17 protein-coding genes and 1 pseudogene are annotated in these 16,262 nt (G+C 66.0%); 11 read left to right on the forward strand and 7 right to left on the reverse strand.

From position 1 onward, the window contains the following. The first annotated feature begins 43 nt into the window (after positions 1-43). Genes AAHS21_RS17550 through AAHS21_RS17560 form a run of 3 tightly spaced genes read left to right on the forward strand, consistent with a single transcriptional unit; the run spans position 44 to position 2,343 of the window. The gene (locus tag AAHS21_RS17550) at positions 44-931 is read left to right on the forward strand and encodes an oxidoreductase (protein WP_342928964.1); all 888 of its coding nucleotides are present in this window, start codon (positions 44-46) and stop codon (positions 929-931) included. A gap of 10 nt (positions 932-941) precedes the next feature. Continuing rightward, complete coding sequence (locus AAHS21_RS17555; protein WP_342928868.1) at positions 942-1,445, forward strand: SRPBCC family protein; 504 nt, start codon at positions 942-944, stop codon at positions 1,443-1,445. Between the two features lie 19 nt (positions 1,446-1,464). Then, positions 1,465-2,343 (forward strand): neutral zinc metallopeptidase, encoded by an 879-nt coding sequence (locus AAHS21_RS17560; RefSeq protein WP_342928869.1) that lies wholly within the window; start codon positions 1,465-1,467, stop codon positions 2,341-2,343. A gap of 33 nt (positions 2,344-2,376) precedes the next feature. Here AAHS21_RS17560 and AAHS21_RS17565 read toward each other — a convergent pair whose 3' ends face one another. Further along, entirely contained in the window at positions 2,377-2,817 is a 441-nt protein-coding gene (locus tag AAHS21_RS17565) for a hypothetical protein (protein ID WP_342928870.1), read from the reverse strand. Between the two features lie 89 nt (positions 2,818-2,906). Here AAHS21_RS17565 and AAHS21_RS17570 point away from each other — a divergent pair, with 89 nt between their 5' ends. Continuing rightward, positions 2,907-4,511 (forward strand): metallophosphoesterase family protein, encoded by a 1,605-nt coding sequence (locus AAHS21_RS17570; protein WP_342928871.1) that lies wholly within the window; start codon positions 2,907-2,909, stop codon positions 4,509-4,511. Here AAHS21_RS17570 and AAHS21_RS17575 read toward each other — a convergent pair. Next, positions 4,508-5,530 (reverse strand): Rv2578c family radical SAM protein, encoded by a 1,023-nt coding sequence (locus AAHS21_RS17575; protein WP_342928872.1) that lies wholly within the window; start codon positions 5,528-5,530, stop codon positions 4,508-4,510. The two genes, AAHS21_RS17570 and AAHS21_RS17575, sit on opposite strands and share 4 nt — an antisense overlap. Positions 5,531-5,611: 81 nt before the next feature. On the opposite strand from AAHS21_RS17575, the gene helR reads away from it, so the two are divergent. Both helR and AAHS21_RS17585 read left to right on the forward strand, forming a co-directional pair. Continuing rightward, positions 5,612-7,810 carry an RNA polymerase recycling motor ATPase HelR gene (gene helR, locus AAHS21_RS17580; protein ID WP_342928873.1) on the forward strand — a complete coding sequence of 733 codons (2,199 nt, stop codon included), beginning with the start codon at positions 5,612-5,614 and terminating at the stop codon, positions 7,808-7,810. A 160-nt stretch (positions 7,811-7,970) separates the two neighbouring features. Then, positions 7,971-8,463 (forward strand): annotated as a pseudogene (locus AAHS21_RS17585) (adenylate/guanylate cyclase domain-containing protein); the annotation flags it as partial. Here AAHS21_RS17585 and AAHS21_RS17590 read toward each other — a convergent pair. Further along, complete coding sequence (locus AAHS21_RS17590) at positions 8,460-9,935, reverse strand: HNH endonuclease signature motif containing protein (protein WP_342928874.1); 1,476 nt, start codon at positions 9,933-9,935, stop codon at positions 8,460-8,462. The pseudogene AAHS21_RS17585 and the gene AAHS21_RS17590 overlap by 4 nt on opposite strands. 212 nt (positions 9,936-10,147) lie before the next feature. Between AAHS21_RS17590 and AAHS21_RS17595 the strand changes: the two genes are divergently transcribed. Continuing rightward, complete coding sequence (locus AAHS21_RS17595; protein ID WP_342928875.1) at positions 10,148-10,696, forward strand: hypothetical protein; 549 nt, start codon at positions 10,148-10,150, stop codon at positions 10,694-10,696. A 23-nt stretch (positions 10,697-10,719) separates the two neighbouring features. Then, a complete protein-coding gene (locus tag AAHS21_RS17600) occupies positions 10,720-10,977 on the forward strand; it encodes a hypothetical protein (protein ID WP_342928876.1) in 258 nt (85 codons plus the stop codon). 54 nt (positions 10,978-11,031) lie between these two features. Here the strand turns inward: AAHS21_RS17600 and AAHS21_RS17605 are convergent, their stop codons facing one another. Both AAHS21_RS17605 and AAHS21_RS17610 read right to left on the reverse strand, forming a co-directional pair. Then, entirely contained in the window at positions 11,032-11,319 is a 288-nt protein-coding gene (locus AAHS21_RS17605) for a hypothetical protein (protein WP_342928877.1), read from the reverse strand. 226 nt (positions 11,320-11,545) lie between these two features. After that, positions 11,546-12,193, reverse strand: coding sequence for a TetR/AcrR family transcriptional regulator (locus tag AAHS21_RS17610; RefSeq protein ID WP_342928878.1), 648 nt, complete (start codon positions 12,191-12,193; stop codon positions 11,546-11,548). Positions 12,194-12,287: 94 nt separating this feature from the next. On the opposite strand from AAHS21_RS17610, the gene AAHS21_RS17615 reads away from it, so the two are divergent. Genes AAHS21_RS17615 through AAHS21_RS17625 form a run of 3 tightly spaced genes read left to right on the forward strand, consistent with a single transcriptional unit; the run spans position 12,288 to position 14,316 of the window. Beyond that, on the forward strand, positions 12,288-12,773 hold the full coding sequence (locus AAHS21_RS17615; protein ID WP_342928879.1) for a peroxiredoxin family protein: 486 nt from the start codon (positions 12,288-12,290) through the stop codon (positions 12,771-12,773). Then, positions 12,770-13,204 carry a hypothetical protein gene (locus AAHS21_RS17620; protein WP_342928880.1) on the forward strand — a complete coding sequence of 145 codons (435 nt, stop codon included), beginning with the start codon at positions 12,770-12,772 and terminating at the stop codon, positions 13,202-13,204. Before AAHS21_RS17615 ends, AAHS21_RS17620 begins: the two co-directional genes overlap by 4 nt. Beyond that, positions 13,204-14,316 carry an NADH:flavin oxidoreductase gene (locus AAHS21_RS17625; protein ID WP_342928881.1) on the forward strand — a complete coding sequence of 371 codons (1,113 nt, stop codon included), beginning with the start codon at positions 13,204-13,206 and terminating at the stop codon, positions 14,314-14,316. Before AAHS21_RS17620 ends, AAHS21_RS17625 begins: the two co-directional genes overlap by 1 nt. Here AAHS21_RS17625 and hisS read toward each other — a convergent pair. Together hisS and AAHS21_RS17635 are read right to left on the reverse strand one after the other, a co-directional pair. Then, positions 14,294-15,580 (reverse strand): histidine--tRNA ligase, encoded by a 1,287-nt coding sequence (hisS, locus tag AAHS21_RS17630; protein ID WP_342928882.1) that lies wholly within the window; start codon positions 15,578-15,580, stop codon positions 14,294-14,296. The genes AAHS21_RS17625 and hisS overlap by 23 nt on opposite strands. Next, positions 15,577-16,239, reverse strand: a complete 663-nt coding sequence (locus AAHS21_RS17635) for an MBL fold metallo-hydrolase (protein ID WP_342928965.1) — start codon at positions 16,237-16,239, stop codon at positions 15,577-15,579. The genes hisS and AAHS21_RS17635 overlap by 4 nt, the downstream gene beginning before the upstream one ends. Positions 16,240-16,262 lie beyond the last annotated feature (23 nt).

Consider the following 16,262-nt stretch of genomic DNA (forward strand, 5'->3'; position numbering starts at 1 on the left):
TTGGACGACTGACCAGTCTAAGGGGCGGTGTAACTTCGCTTTTATCGCCACAAACATCGCTCTCGTGGGTCCCGGCGCTGTCGGCACGACGGTCGCCGCACTGCTGTACAAGGCCGGGCATTCGGTGCTGATCTGCGGTCGCACGCCCCGCGACAGCATCGAACTGCGTCCCGACGGCCAGGACCCGATCGTGGTGCCCGGGCCCGTGCACACCGATCCCGATCATGTGTCCGGACCCGTCGACGTCGTGATACTGGCGGTCAAGGCCACCCAGAACGAGGCCTCGGCCGGCTGGCTCTCGCGGCTGTGCGCCGAGCACACCATCGTCACGGTGCTGCAGAACGGCGTCGAGCAGGTCGAGCAGGTCCAGCCGCTGTGCCCGTCGTCGCCCGTGGTCCCAGGGATCGTCTGGTACGGCGCCGAGACCCAGCCCGAGGGCTGGGTGCGGCTGCGCACGGAGCCCGCACTGATGCTGCCCAGCGGGCCCTCCGCGCAGACGGTTGCCGAGCTGTTGCGGGGCGCCGGCTGTCGGGTGGACTGCGACCCCGACTTTCTCACCGGCGCCTGGCGCAAATTGCTGCTCAACGCGCTGGCCGGGTTGATGGCGCTGTCCGGTCGGAGATCCGGAATGTTCCACCGCGACGACGTCGCCGAGCTGTCGCACCGCTATGTCGCCGAATGTCTGGCCGTCGCGCAGGCCGAAGGAGCCCGCTTGCCCGACGATATCGTCGGCGAACTGGTCGGCACGTTCCGCAGCGCGCCGCAGGACATGGGCACCTCGATCCTGGCCGACCGGGAGAACCACCGGCGGATGGAATGGGACCTGCGCAACGGGGTGATCATCCGCAAGGCACACGCGCACCACCTGCCGACCCCGATCAGCGATGTGCTGGTGCCACTGCTGGCCGCGGCCAGCGACGGTCCCGGCTAGATTGAGCCGCATGTTCCTCTGTGAGCGCGTCGATCTCGACTTCATCGAGAACGCGCCCTTCCGGTTTCGCAACAGCGTCGACCTGGCCATCACACCCGAGCAGGTTTTCGAGGTGCTGGCCGACGCCGAAGCCTGGCCGCGCTGGGCGTCGGTGATCACCAAGGTGACCTGGACCAGTCCCGAGCCGCGCGGTGTGGGCACCACCCGCATCGTCGAGATGCGTGGCGGTATCACCGGTGACGAGGAATTCCTGGCCTGGGAGCCGTTCACCCGCATGGCCTTCCGGTTCAACGAGTGCTCCACCAAAGCCGTCGCCGCTTTCGCCGAGGACTACCTCGTCGAGGTCATCCCCGGCGGCTGCCGGCTGACCTGGACCATGGCCCAGAAACCCGCCGGGCCGGCCCGATTTGCGATGGTCTTCACCGGGCCACTGCTGAACCTGGGCCTGCGCCGGTTCTTGAGCAACCTGCGCCGCTATACCGACAACCGCTTTGCTGCTACGCAACAGCGTTAGGTGTGTGCAAAGCTAAACCATGACCTTCAACGAGGGTATGCAGATCGACACCAGCACCGCGGCATCATCCGGCGGTGGCGGCATGGGGATGGCCCTCGGGGGCGGCGGGATCGGGCTGCTGATCCTGGTCGCGGCCTTGTTCCTCGGCGTCGATCCCGGCAAGGTCATGGCCCCGCAGGGCGCGAACACCGGCGGCTACTCGGCGCCCGGATTCGACCTGAGCCAGTGCAAGACCGGAGCCGACGCCAACAAGTACGTGCAGTGCCGCGTCGTCGCCACCGGCAACTCGGTGGACGCGGTGTGGCACCAGCTGATGCCGAACTACACCCGCCCTCATGTGCGGCTTTTCACCGGATCGGTCAACACCGGCTGCGGACCGGCCACCACCGCGGTGGGGCCGTTCTACTGCCCGGTCGACCAGACCGCGTATTTCGACACCGACTTCTTCAAGGAGCTGGTCGACAGATTCGGTTCCAGCGGTGGACCTTTCGCGCAGGAGTACGTGGTCGCCCATGAATACGGCCACCACGTCCAGCAATTGCAGGGCAACCTGGGGCGCGCCCAGCAGGGCGCCCAGGGCGCCGGCGGGAACGGGGTCCGCACCGAGTTGCAGGCCGACTGCTACGCCGGCATCTGGGCGCACTACGCGTCGACGGTCAAGCAGGAAAGCACCGGCGTGCCGTACCTAGAGCCCCTGAGCGACAAAGATATTCAGGACGCACTCTCGGCCGCGGCCTCGGTCGGCGATGACCGGATCCAGAAGGAGTCGACGGGCCGCGTCAATCCCGAGTCGTGGACCCACGGCTCCGCCGCGCAACGCCAAAAGTGGTTCACCATCGGCTACCAGACCGGCGATGTGCAGCAGTGCGACACGTTCGCCTCGACGAACCTCGGCTAGACCCACGCCCGGCCGCAGGCCCGGCCGGACCGATTAACCGGCTTTGCAGGTGACGGTGGTGGTGGCGTCCGCGTGGGCGATCACCTGACCGTCCACCGCGATCTCGCAGTGGAACGAGGCCGGGCCGTTGCCCGAGTCCGGCCAGTGCAGCATGCCGCTGGCAGTGATGCTCGCATACTGGTTCGGGTTTGCCAGCGTCGCCGTGTAGGTGACCGGCGTTCCCCCGCTGAGTGGGGCCTGCACGCTGGTCATGAACTTCGACGGGTCCGCGCTGTAGGCGGCCGGGCTGGGCGGATCGGAACTCACATAGTTCACCGTGGCCGTCAGGTTGCCGGTCGAGGTGATCGTGTAGGTCACCTGGTGGCCGTCCGCATGCGCCGTCGCCGGTCCGAGAATCACTCCCCCTACCAGCGCAAACGTTGCCGACGCCGCCGCGCTGGCCCCTTTTCGCAGGTTCGATTTCACGCTCGTCATATCGAAAACGCTACCGGATTTGTTACCGACGGCTCCGGCGTTCACCCTTCGATATGCCAACGGACGCCCGGCTCGGGTATGAAGCAGGCATGACCGACGACGCCGATCCGGCCGTTCCGGACAGCGCGCCTGGCATTAGCCGCCGGCGGTTGTTGACCACCAGCGCCACCTCCGCGGTCGTCGGGATGGGTGTCGGCGCCGGCGTCGGGGTGGGTACCGCCGCACTGTTGTGGTCCGACTCGCCCGGGCCCGGCCTGCTGCGCCAGCCGGATCGCAGCGGCGCCCCGCCGGTGTTCGGCCTGCACCTGCAATTCGGCAAGAACGCCGGCACCGAGGTGGTGGTGTCCTGGCACAGCACCGAGACCGTCCGCAATCCGCGGGTGATGCTCGGCACGCCGGGGTCCGGTTTCGGCCAAACCGTTGCGGCAGAAACCCGAACGTACCGAGATGCTAAGTCCAACAATGAAGTTCGAGTCAACCACGCTCGCCTGACCAACCTGACGCCGGACACCGACTATGTGTATGCCGCGGTCCACGACGGCGCCGAACCCGAGCAGGGCACCGTGCGTACCGGTCCGGTCGGTCGAAAGCCGTTGCGCTTCACCAGCTTCGGCGATCAGTCCACCCCTGCGCTGAACAAGATGCCCGATGGCACCTACAGCACCGACAACATCGGCTCGCCCGCGGCCGCCGACACCACGCTGGCGATCGAGCGTCTAGGACCGTTGTTCAACCTCGTCAACGGCGACCTGTGCTACGCCAATCTCGCCCAGGACCGGGTCCGCACCTGGTCGAATTGGTTCGAGAACAACACGCGCTCGGCGCGCTACCGACCGTGGATGCCGGCGGCCGGTAATCACGAAAACGAGCTGGGCAACGGGCCGGTCGGCTACGGCGCGTACCAGACGTACTTCACGGTGCCCGATTCCGGGGCAAGCCCCGAATTGCGGGGGCTCTGGTACTCGTTCACCGCCGGTTCGGTGCGGGTGATCAGCCTCAACAACGACGACGTGGCCTACCAGGACGGCGGCAACTTCTACATCCACAACTATTCGGGTGGCGAGCAGAAGCGTTGGCTGACAACCGAACTCGCGGCGGCGCGGCGCGATCCCGATATCGACTGGGTGGTCATCTGCATGCATCAGACCGCCGTCTCCACCGCCGAGCGCGCCAACGGCGCCGACCTCGGCGTCCGAGAGCAATGGCTGCCACTGTTCGACCAGTACCAAGTCGATCTGGTGTTGTGCGGTCACGAACATCACTACGAGCGGTCCCATCCGTTGCGGGGAACCGAAAACACTGACACCCGAACGCCGATAGCCGTCGACACCCACGACGTGATCGATACGACACGCGGGACGGTGCACGTCGTCGCGGGCGGTGGCGGCACCTCGGCCCCGTCCAACGGCATGCTCTTCAGCGAACCGCGGTGCCGGGTGATCACCGGCGTCGGAGCGTTCGATGCTTCGATCGGGCGCAAGAAGCCGATTTACGTCGTCGAGGACGCACAATGGTCGGCGTTTCGCGACTTCGAGAACCCTTATGGTTTCGTGGCTTTCGATGTCGATCCGGGCCAACCGGGCGGAAACACCGCGATCAAGGCCACGCATTACGCGCTGCGCGGACAACTCGGTGCGGTCGCTGTCGTGGAGCAGTTCACACTGACCAAACCGCGCGGCGACAAGCCGGCTTAGAACAGCGTGGGCTGGCCGGGTTCCGGCTCGGCTGTGGGCGCCTGCGAAAACGGTCGCTGGTCACCGGTCAGCCGGTGTTTGCCGATCAGCGCAGCGGCGCGCGCCCGCAGCATTTCGCGATAGTCGGGCGGCAAGTACGCTCCGCGCCTATACAACTCGCGGTAGCGGCCGACGAGTTCGGGATGCGCAACGGCCAGCCATGACATGAACCAGCCGCGGGTGGAGCGGCGCAGATGCAGGCCGAAGACGGTGACGCTGGTGGCGCCGGCGGCCGAGATCTGGCCGAGCAGTCCGTCGAGGTGCTCGACGGAGTCGGTGAGGTACGGCAGCACCGGCGCGACCATCACGTGGCAATCGAGGCCGGCGTCGCGGATGGCGGCGATCAGACCCAGGCGCGCCTGCGGTGTCGGCGTACCCGGCTCGACGTCTCGGTGCAGCTCCGTGTCCCCAACCGCCAGCGACACCGCAACCGACACCGGAACCTGTTGGGCCGCAACGCTAATCAGTGGCAGGTCGCGCCGCAGCAGGGTGCCTTTGGTCAGAATGGACAGCGGCGTGCCGGATTCGGCGAGCGCGCCGATGATGCCCGGCATCAACGCGTAACGACCCTCGGCGCGCTGGTACGGATCGGTGTTGGTGCCCAGCGCGACCGCTTCGTGTCGCCACGACGGCCGGCGCAATTCGCGGCGCAATACCTCCGCGACATTGGTTTTGACCACAATCTGGGTGTCAAAGTCGGTGCCGGGGTCGAAATCCAGATATTCGTGGGTGGGGCGGGCGAAACAATAGCGGCAAGCGTGCGAGCAGCCGCGGTAGCCGTTGACGGTGTAGCGAAACGGCAGCGCGGCCGCGTCCGGAATTCTGTTGAGCGCCGATTTGCAGAGCACCTCGTGAAAGGTGATCCCGTCGAACTGAGGTGCGCGCACGCTGCGGACCAGGCCGATCCGCTGCAGTCCTGGTAATGCCCCGTCGTCGACCGGTTCCCCGTTGACAGCGACGGCCTGATTTGCCCACCGCATACCGCTATTCGAACAATTGTTCGACGCGCTGTCAAGCGGCACCCATAGACTTGGCCGAGAACAGACGTGGCGGAGGGGTAGTTGACGAATCCTGGGTATGAAACCGAACTGCGGTCCGAACAGGACTATGTGACCGGGCTCTATGCGCGCCTCGACGCCGAGCGCGCCCGGGCGAAGGAGAACTTCCGCGCGGCGTTGCTGGGCGATGGCGAGAGCCTGTCGGACCGGGACGCCGAGGTCCGGGCGGTGGCCAGGGAGGTCAAACGGCTGGACGTCGCGGACTACGGGCTGTGCTTCGGGCGGTTGGACGCGATCTCCGGTGAACGCACCTACATCGGCCGCATCGGCCTGTTCGATGCCGCCAACGAGTACCACCCGCTGCTGCTCGATTGGCGGGCACCGGCTGCCCGGGCGTTCTATGTCGCGACCGCCGCCACCCCGGAGGGCATGCACCGACGGCGCCAGTTCCACACCCGCGGGCGCAGCATCGACGACTTCACCGACGAGGTGTTCGGCCGGCCGGGCGCCGACGCGCAAGGCGATGGGGCCCTACTCGCGGCAATCAACGCGCCACGCGGCGAGGGCATGCGCGACATCGTGGCAACCATTCAGGCCGAGCAGGATGAGATCATTCGGCTCGATCACCCTGGCGTCCTGGTGATCGAGGGTGGCCCCGGCACCGGCAAGACGGTAGTGGCGCTGCATCGCGTCGCGTACCTGCTGTACACCCAGCGCGAGCGCATCGAGCGTCACGGAGTCCTTGTGGTGGGACCTAATCCGGCGTTCCTGCGCCATGTCGATCGGGTGCTGCCGTCGCTGGGCGAGTCCAGCGTGGTGTTCATGACGCCGGGCGATCTGGTCCCTGGAATGCACGTCACCGCCGAGGACACTCCGGATTGTGCGGCATTCAAGGGATCGCTGAAAATCCTCGACGTGCTGGCCGCCGCGATCGCCGACCGGCAGCGGCTACCCGAGCGCCCGCTGGAGATCGAACTGGCCGACGTCACAATGCGCATCGACGCCGAGATCGCCGGCTGGGCGCGAGACGAGGCACGCGGCAGCGGACAACCCCACAACCAGGCCCGCGCGGTGTTCGTCGACATCCTCACCTGGGCGCTGACCGAGCGCGCGATCGCCCGGATCGGCCGCGGCTGGTTGACCCGCGAGGACCGCAACGCATGGGAACAGCTGCGTTCCGACCTGCTCGCCGAGCTGGCGGACAACGAACAGTTCACCGCCGCACTCGACCGGCTCTGGCCGATCCTGACGCCGCGGGAGCTGCTGGCTTCGCTGTACCTCTCTCCCGAGCGGCTGCATGCCGTGGGTGCGCCCCAGGCGCTGTTGCGCGTCGACGGCGACGCCTGGACGGTGTCGGACGTGCCGCTGCTCGACGAGCTAGTTGATCTGCTCGGCCGCGACAAGGCGGCCGAGGCCGCGGAGGCCAACGCCAAGCGCGAGCGCAACTACGAGGCCGAGTACGCCGCCGGCGTACTGGACCTGATGATCGCGCGCGAGGATCTGATGGACGACGAGGACCAGCTGATGGCCCGCGACGTGATCCATGCCGAGGCCCTGGCCGACCGGTTCATCGAGCGCGACACGCGTGAACTCGCCGAACGTGCTGCGGCGGATCGGGATTGGACCTATCGCCATGTCGTGGTCGACGAGGCCCAGGAACTGTCCGAGATGGACTGGCGGGTGCTGATGCGACGTTGCCCCGGCCGGTCCTTCACCGTGGTCGGCGATCTCGCCCAGCGCCGGTCGGCCGCCGGCGCGACATCGTGGCACGCGATGCTGCAACCGTATGTGCCGGGCCGGTGGGATTACCGGTCGCTGACGGTCAACTACCGCACCCCGGAAGAAATCATGACGGTCGCCGCCGCGCTGCTCGAGGAGTTCGCGCCGGGGGTACAGCCACCGGAGTCGGTTCGTGCGTGCGGCGTGCGGCCATGGTCGCGACAGGTCACCGACGACGAATTGCCCGGCGCGATTGAAGAATTCGTGCGCGACGAGGCCAGCCGTGAGGGCACCAGCGTCGTGATCGGTCCACCGGGGGTGCCGGGTACGGTGCCGGTCTCACAGACCAAGGGATTGGAGTTCGACGCCGTGCTGGTCGTCGACCCGCAACGGATCCTCGCGGACGGCCCGCGCGGCGCGTCCGAGCTCTACGTCGCCCTCACCCGCGCCACCCAACGGCTCGGCGTCCTGCACCGAGAACCGTTGCCACAGGCGCTGTCCGGCCTGGCCGAGTACGGGACAGGGGCTGCGACCCGGATTTAGACTTCTGCCGTGTTCTCGGAGACGCGGTATGCGATGAACGGGGACTTGTGCGTCGCCTATCGGGCATCGCCTGAAGGCGAGCGCGACATCGTGCTTGTGCCGAACTGGTTCACGAGCTGCGAAGTGTTTCCCGAGCTGCCGTCGACTCGGGGAGCAGCCCGACGTCGCCGATGACCGTGTTCTGGCGACCGTGCCGTTCACCGACATCGTGAAATCGACACGGCGTGCGGCGGAGATGGGCGACCGGGATTGGCACGCGTTGCTCGACGCACACGACGCCATCGTGCGGTCACAGCTCACTCGCTTTCGGGGCCGCGAGGTAAATACGTCGGGCGACGGCTTCCTCGCGATGTTTGACGGTCCGCAGCGAGCAATCCGTTGCGCCATGGCAATTCGTGACGCGGTGCACGCACTAGGCATTCACATGCGTGCAGGCCTGCACACCGGCGAGTGCGAGGTCCGCGGCGAGGATATCGGCGGGATCGGCGTACACATCGGGGCGCGCGTGAGCCCTGGCGAGGGCGAACGACGTGCTGGTGCCGAGCACACTGCGCGACCTGGTGATCGGTTCCGGACTCCAATTCGAGGAGCGCGGCACCCACCAGCTCAAGGGGGTGCCCGGCGAGTGGCGCTTGCTGGCTGTCCTGGCCTAGAAGGGCGGTGGGTCAGGATCGCCTGTGGCAGTGGTTTTTTCGACCGGGCCCATCCGCGCCTCGCGGTTCTGTCGGCGTTCGGCGGCGATGCGTGCGGCTCGATTCTGGGCGCGAGTCTGACGTCGCAGCGGCATCATCGCGGTCCGGTCGCCGCAGTAGTCCTGCGACCGGTCGACGTCGGGCGCAGGCGCGCCGCCGGTCGGCAGGCACAGGCTCGGGAACAGCAGCGCGCTGCCCGGGGTGGTGACATAGGTCTGCCCACCCGGCGAGGTCAGAATCACCGTCCCGTCGGGCAGCTGCTTGTCGCGCCATCCCCAGAAAGTCTTGACCAGATGATGAGTCCTGCAGTAGCACTTCAGGTTTGACGCATGCGTCGGGCCACCGTCGGCGTACGGAATCGTATGGTCGAGGTCGCACTCGACTGCCGGCCGGTCGCAACCCGGCCAGCGGCAGGTCAGGTCCCGGCATCGCACGAAATCCCGCAGCGCCGCCGAAGGCACATATCCCGGCTCGGGTGCAGCATCGGCGGGATGGACCAGCGGCAGCAGCCGGGCCGACTTGGCAAGTTCCGCAACGAGTTCCGGCGGGATGAGTCCGTCCGCACCGAGCTGGGACGCGGGCACCGAGCCGGTACCGTCGATCGCGGCCCGCTCGGCGATCACATGAATGACGACGGGAGACGCGGCGGGACGCTTGCCCGCCGTGCAGTCGGGCCGGCCGCACCGGCAGCCGAGCCGGTCGGCGGAAACGGCCAGCGCCCCCAGCGCGTCGGCCCTGCGCTCCTCACGGCCGCGCGGGTCGTGTTCACACACCGTGGCGGCCAACGCATTCAACCGCTTTTCCAGAGCCCGGGCGTCGGGGGTCAGCAGGGAACCGTGGATCTCGGAAGTGCCGTCACCGATGTCCGCGATCCATATCTCGCGCCCGGATTGCCGTTGCTTTCGCCGCCGGACGGCATCGGCATCGGCGCGCACCACAATCCTGTCCACCTGACCGGCCAGCCGGCCTTGCGTCAGCGATGGCCACCGCGGCATGTTGACCGCCAGCTCCGCATCGACTCTGGCCAGCACCTCCTCGTCGGTCAGCAGATCGGTGCGGTAGACGATCGTCTGAAACATCCGGTAGTCGATGTCGCCGGCCTTGAAACCCTCGGCGACCTTCGGCAACCGCTCACGCATGGCCCGCGCGTACCGAAGGCGACTCGCCGCCAGGCCCTGACTGATCCGCAACGCCGCCGCGACTTCGGCCGCCACCGCCTCCATGGTGTCGACCGCCCAGGCCTCGGTGTCCGAACAACGAGCCAGTCGATAGGCGAACAGGTCCCCGATGGCGGCCAGCTGGGCGGCGGCCGCCCGATTCTCCGACCGCGCGGACGAGCGGATGCGATCCACCAAGGCCGCGGAATCAGGTGTGGTGGACGGATAGCGGCGCTCGAAGGCCTCACCGATCTCGTCGCGCCTACTCGAACCCATGTTCGAATGATACGGCTCGCCACCGACAAAAATCAGCCTGAAACGCAAATGACACAAGTGATTACGAGCGGCGCCCTGCAAGTTACAAAACGCGTAAAATGCCGAAAACGCCACCTTGGCTACGAGGAGACCATCAGCGAATTGATAAAGACATCGACAGACGGACGACGTCCTCCAAGTCACTGCGGTGACCGGCACGAGGGGTTGCATTCGTGAACAACACAACCTACAAAGACGACCCTCCGCGACCGCCCTTGTACGATCCGGTGGACGAACTCAAGCTGCCTAATTACAACCTGGGTTCGCTGAATAGCTGGCCACAAACCCGCATCGCGTATCTCCACGGAGAGCTGAGAATGCGCCGAATCAATGCAACCCTCGTTGGCGCACGGGTGAGCGCTGAGCAACGCGCGCGAAGGATGTTCGATCTACGCAACGCGCTACGTAGTTGGACCAGAGACCTGATGCACAACCGATCTGATGCGGAATGGCTAACCCGTTACGAGAAGAACTTGTCGTTTGACGCCTTACTCGCACGAAAAAAGGCGGCGGGACTCACTGACGATGAGGCCTACGAAGCCATCATCGAAAGCTCGACGAAAAGCCGTCCGGTCGCGAACGGCAGTTTGGACCCGGATAACCCGCTGCCCTTGTCGCCCGTTTGGCCGTCCTTTCCGATCTGGGGACAACCCGTCCTAGGTGTGCCCATCGCCAAAGCGCCGCCAGCATCTCCGCCAACTGTGGGCGATGATGGGTTCTGAGGCCACCTAACGGAAGGAACCCAATGACAAGTGGGGGCGCAGTAGAGAGGGCCGCGATTTCCTGGGACGCGACGGGTCTAGCCGGTAAACGCGCCTACGTATTGGTCGACGTGCCCACGGACGAAATCGACAACCCCGCCGACTTGCCGGAGGGGACCAAAACGGTAGTCATAGTCAGTGACCAGCCGACGCCACATCACACCTTGTTCGTTCACCCAGAGGGCAAGCCGGAGCAGCTTGCCCTTATGGCGTACGACCAATTGTCACTTGTCGAAGAATGACAAAAAATCAGCCTGAAACACAAGTGACACAAGTGATTTGGACCGCCTGCTAACTCACGCCTCGTCGGTCAGCAACTCCCCCGGTTGCGCAGGGACGGCGTGACGACCGGTCATGACGCTCATCAGGCCGTCCTGGTAAGTGAGGCCGGGCGGCTTGATCTTCGGGGCGGCCGGGAGCTCGTCGGGCCTGGGGGCCGACTTCGGCCAGGCCGGCGGTACCGACAGCGATCCCAGCGCGGGCGACGCGCCCAGAGCCGCACACTCCACCACCACGCTGGAGAAATCGCGGAACGACTTCACCCTGGGACGGGTTGCCCCGCTCGGCATCTCAGCACGCTCCACGGACGTCTCCTTATCGGCCGGCCTACGCGGCGACGACGCCTGTCCCGCGCAATCTTGCACGACCGTACAATAACCACGGCCCGCCAGGAACCAGTTTGCTGAATATTTGTTGACGGAATCACTAATTTCCGCCCGCCCGGTCAACACCGGCGGCGATCAGCGCCCAAAACGCGAGAGAACCTCGGCGACAAACGAATCGAGCGGCACCGACACCTGCTCGTTGTCCTCAACCCTTGCGCCCTCGCTTCGGGTCGCAGCGGTAGCTGGCGACGTGCCCGAGCGCCATGTCCAGCGCGAGTTCGAGAGGCCGCGCGCTGCGCATCGTCTGCGCCATCAGCAAGCCGCCTTGCACCGCACTCATCATGGTCAATGCGAGATCGGCGGGGTCGGCATCCGCGGACAGTTCACCATTGCCACGCATAGTCGTCATGCCGTCGGACAGATACGCTTGCCACTCGGCGAAGCTCTGCGCAAGCTCTTGTCGCGCCGAGTCGGATTGTTCGGCGAGCTCGCCCACGAGCGAGCCTAATGGGCAACCCCCGACGCCGTGCGTAGCGCGGGCCATCGCCAAGACGTGATCGCACCAGCGCTGCAACCCTTCCCACGAGGAGACTTCGCCGAGATTTGGCTGCTGGGCCGCGATGACCTGGCTGAGTTGGGTCTTGATGACCTCGCAGATGAGCGCTTCCTTATTCGGGAAGTAGTGGTACAGCTGCGACTTACTCGTGTTGGTCTCGGCGATCACGTCATCCAGGCTCGTTCCGGCGACACCCTGCCGGCGGACGAGTGACGCGGCCGCAGCCACGATTCGCGCTCTGGTCGCCGCACCCCGGTTCGTCAGCCGCGCACCCGCGAGGCGCTCCTTTGACGGCATGAACCAGAAGTGTAGATCGAATTGGACTTGATAGTCCAATTCGGCTTCAGCACACTTTTGTCCACGTCGTCCGTCTACCCCGTGAGAGGAATGCATGTCCCGGCTGAATTACGGTGATCCGTTTCCCGCACTAGAACTTCCAGCGGTCGGTGGCGGCACGATCTCGCTGCCGGGCGATCTGGCCGGGTACTACGGCGTCGTGCTGATCTACCGCGGGTCGTGGTGCCCCTACTGCAACGCGCAGTTGGCCGCGTTCTCTCGTGCCGCCAGTGCGCTGAACGACCTTGGCGTCAAGGTCGTCGCCTTCTCTGTCGACGATGCCGAGACCGCCGCAGCCCTGGTGTCCAAGCGCAAGCTGCCCTTCCCGGTCGGCCACAGTGTCGACGCCGACAAGATCGCCGCAGCGACGGACGCCTACATCAGCGAGGAGCCGCGCTACCTGCAATCGACCGGCTTCGTCCTGGCGCCGGACGGGACGGTCCGACTCGCCGTGTACTCGAGCGGTGCGATAGGCCGGCTGGTCGCCGACGACGTAATCGGCTTCGTCCGTTACATCAAGGAGCATCCGGACGCACGATGAGCAACCCCGCAAAAATCTTGCGATACAACACGGCATTCCTAGGATGGGTGATGCTGTGGTTCGGATTGTTGAAGTTGATCGAACCGTTTCGTTCGCAGTTCAATGTTCAAATCACCAACAGCAGGTTGCCGCGATTCAGCATACCGATGGGCATAGTCGGTGAGATAGCTATTGGGTTGAGTCTGCTCTCAGCTTCCCGCTTGAGGCGCAAGCACTCTCCACGTGCCAACCCGCTCGCCTCCGCCGCCTCAGTCGCACTGATTGCCAACATGGCGGGGGCTACCTATGTACACCTGCACCCGGGGGTGCCAGCCGAGGTGCTTCCCCTGCGGATCAAGCCTCCGTTCATACCGCTGTTGTGCATGTGCCTGGCCGCGGTGAATGTCCTTGCCGTCCATCGAGATAACCCCGGTCGAACGATCCGAAAGTGATGACTGTGCCCGACGACACGCCCTATCAGAGCTTGTTCAACGCGACGAAAATCGGACGGGTCGAACTCGCCAATCGCGTCGCGCTGGCACCGATGACACGAGTCAGCGCGACGGCCGACGGACTGCCCACCGACCAGGTCGCTGCCTACTACCGCACATTCGCCCAAGGCGGATTCGGCCTGCTGATCACGGAGGGGCTTTACATCGACGACCTGACCAGTCAGGGATATCTCTTTCAACCAGGCATCGCGAACGCCATGCACGCGGCGGCCTGGCAGCCAGTGGTCGAAGGCGTCCATGACTGCGGGGCCAAATACTTCGCTCAACTCATGCACGCCGGCAGCCAGTCGCAGGGCAACCCGCGTACCGCCATCACCTGGGGCCCGTCGGCCATCCGCCCGAAAGGCGAGCAACTACCCATGTACCGCGGTGCCGGCCCATTCAATATTCCGCAAGCTATGACCGTCGAGCACCTCGGCCAAGTCCGCAGCGCCTTCGTCAACGCGGCACGGCAGGCGCGCGACGCCGGATTCGACGGCGTGGAGATCCACGGTGCGAATGGGTATCTGCTGGACGAATTTCTCACCGACTACCTGAATACCCGAACCGACGATTACGGCGGCAGCGTCGCCAATCGGGTGCGCCTCGTGGCCGAGGTTTGCCACGACGTCGCGGCGGCAGTCGGCAGCGAGATCGCGGTCGGTATCCGGATCTCCCAGGGCAAGGTTTCCGACAACCATCATCGTTGGACGGGCGGTGAGCAAGACGCGGCCACCATCTTCGGCACGCTGGGCGCCACCGGCATCGACTACATCCACACCACCGAATATCGTGCGCTTGCACCGGCATTCGCCGGTTCAGACAAATCGCTCGCGCAGCTTGCGAAGCATTACAGCGGACTGCCGATCATCGCTAACGGCCACCTGGACGACCCGAAAGACGGCGCCGCCATCATCGACTCGGGCGCTGCCGATGTCGTCGCCCTGGCCAAACCCGCGCTGGCGAATCGCGACTGGCCCCAGCGCGTGCGATCCGGACGACCGTTGTCACCTGATGTGCCGCGGGACGTGTTCGGGCCCGTCGCCAACATCAAGGATTGGGAAGTCGCCTGAGACGCGAAAGAACCTCGGCGACAACTGAATCGAGCGGCACCGACACCTGCTCCCCCGCCGCCAGATCCTTGACGCCGATGCTGCCGGACTCCAGATCGCGATCACCGGCGACCAGCGCGAAGCGGGCACCGGATCGATCGGCGGCGCGCATCGCGCCCTTGAGCCCGCGATCGCCGTAGGCCATATCGACCCGGACACCGGCGGCCCGCAGCTCACCGCCCAGCACCGCCAGCCGCAGCTTGGCCGCGTCGCTGAGCGGCACTCCGAAGACGTCGCAGCGGGTGGTCTCCCCCGCACTCTTGCCCTCGGCACGCAACGCCAGCAGCGTGCGGTCCACGCCGAGCCCAAAGCCGATGCCGGACAGGTCTTGCCCACCGAGCCGGCGCATCAACCCGTCGTAGCGGCCGCCGCCACCGATGCCCGATTGCGCGCCGAGTCCGTCGTGCACGAACTCGAAGGTGGTCTTGGTGTAATAGTCCAGCCCGCGCACCATCCGCGGGTTGATGACATAGGGCACACCCAGCGCATCGAGGTGGGCCAGCACCGTGTCGAAGTGCTGCTTGGCCCCATCGGAGAGGTGATCGAGCAGCACCGGTGCGTCGGCCGTCATGGCCTTCACCTCGGGCCGTTTGTCGTCGAGCACGCGCAACGGGTTCAGCCGTGCGCGTCGCAGTGTTTCTTGGTCGAGATCGAGCCCAAACAAGAACTCCTGCAACAATTCCCGGTACTGCGGGCGGCAACTGTCATCGCCCAGCGAGGTGATCTCGAGCCGGAAACCGTCCAGGCCCAGCGACCGGAACCCGCCGTCGGCAATCGCGATCACTTCGGCGTCCAGCGCCGGGTCGTCGACGCCGATCGCCTCCACGCCCACCTGCTGCAGCTGGCGATACCGGCCGGCCTGCGGACGCTCGTAGCGGAAAAACGGCCCCGCGTAACAGAGTTTGACGGGTAGCGCGCCGCGGTCCAGGCCGTGCTCGATCACCGCGCGCACCACCCCGGCGGTGCCCTCCGGCCGCAGCGTCACCGAGCGGTCACCACGGTCGGCAAAGGTGTACATCTCCTTGGACACCACGTCGGTGGATTCACCGACGCCGCGCGCGAACAGCCCGGTGTCCTCGAAGATGGGCAGCTCGATGTCGCCGTAACCGGCCCGCCGGGCCGCGCCCAGCAGGGCAGTGCGCACCGCGACGAACTGTGCCGAGTCCGGCGGGACATAGTCGGGCACGCCCTTGGGCGCGGAAAACGCGGTGAATGACTCCGTCATCCGGCCAGGCCTTCGAGGAACGGATTGAAACGCCGCTCGGCCCCGATCGTGGTCGCAGCGCCGTGGCCGGGCAGCACCACGGTGTTGTCGTCGAGCACCAGAAGCTTGTCGATGATCGAGGTCAGCAAATCGCGGCCGCTGCCGCCGAACAGGTCGGTGCGGCCCACCGAGCGCTCGAACAGAGTGTCGCCGGTGAACACCACGTCTTGGTCCGCGTTAACACGGAAGACCACCGATCCGCGGGTGTGCCCGGGCGTGTGGTCGACGTTGACGCTGACGTTGCCCAGGTCGATCTTGTCGCCGTCGCGGTCCAGTTCGATCACCTGCTTGGGCTCGCGGAAGAACGCACCCGTCATCAGCTGCGCTAGCCGCGGCCCCATGCCGAAGATGGGGTCTTTGAGCATGAAGCGGTCTTCGGGATGAATGTAGGTCGGACAGCCGTAGGTGTCCGATACCTTCTGAGCAGACCACATGTGGTCGATGTGCCCGTGGGTGAGCAGCACGGCGGCAGGGGTGAGCCGATTCTGGTCAAGGATGCGCCGCAGCGGCGCCATCGCTCGCTGCCCCGGATCCACGATCACGGCGTCCGTACCGGGGCGCTCGGCCAGCACGTAGCAGTTGCACTGCAACATGCCGGCGGGAAATCCGGTGATCAACACGTTGGCCATTTTCCCACGGGGGC

Source organism: Mycobacterium sp. 050272 (assembly GCF_039023525.1).
In the GTDB taxonomy this organism is placed as follows: domain Bacteria; phylum Actinomycetota; class Actinomycetes; order Mycobacteriales; family Mycobacteriaceae; genus Mycobacterium.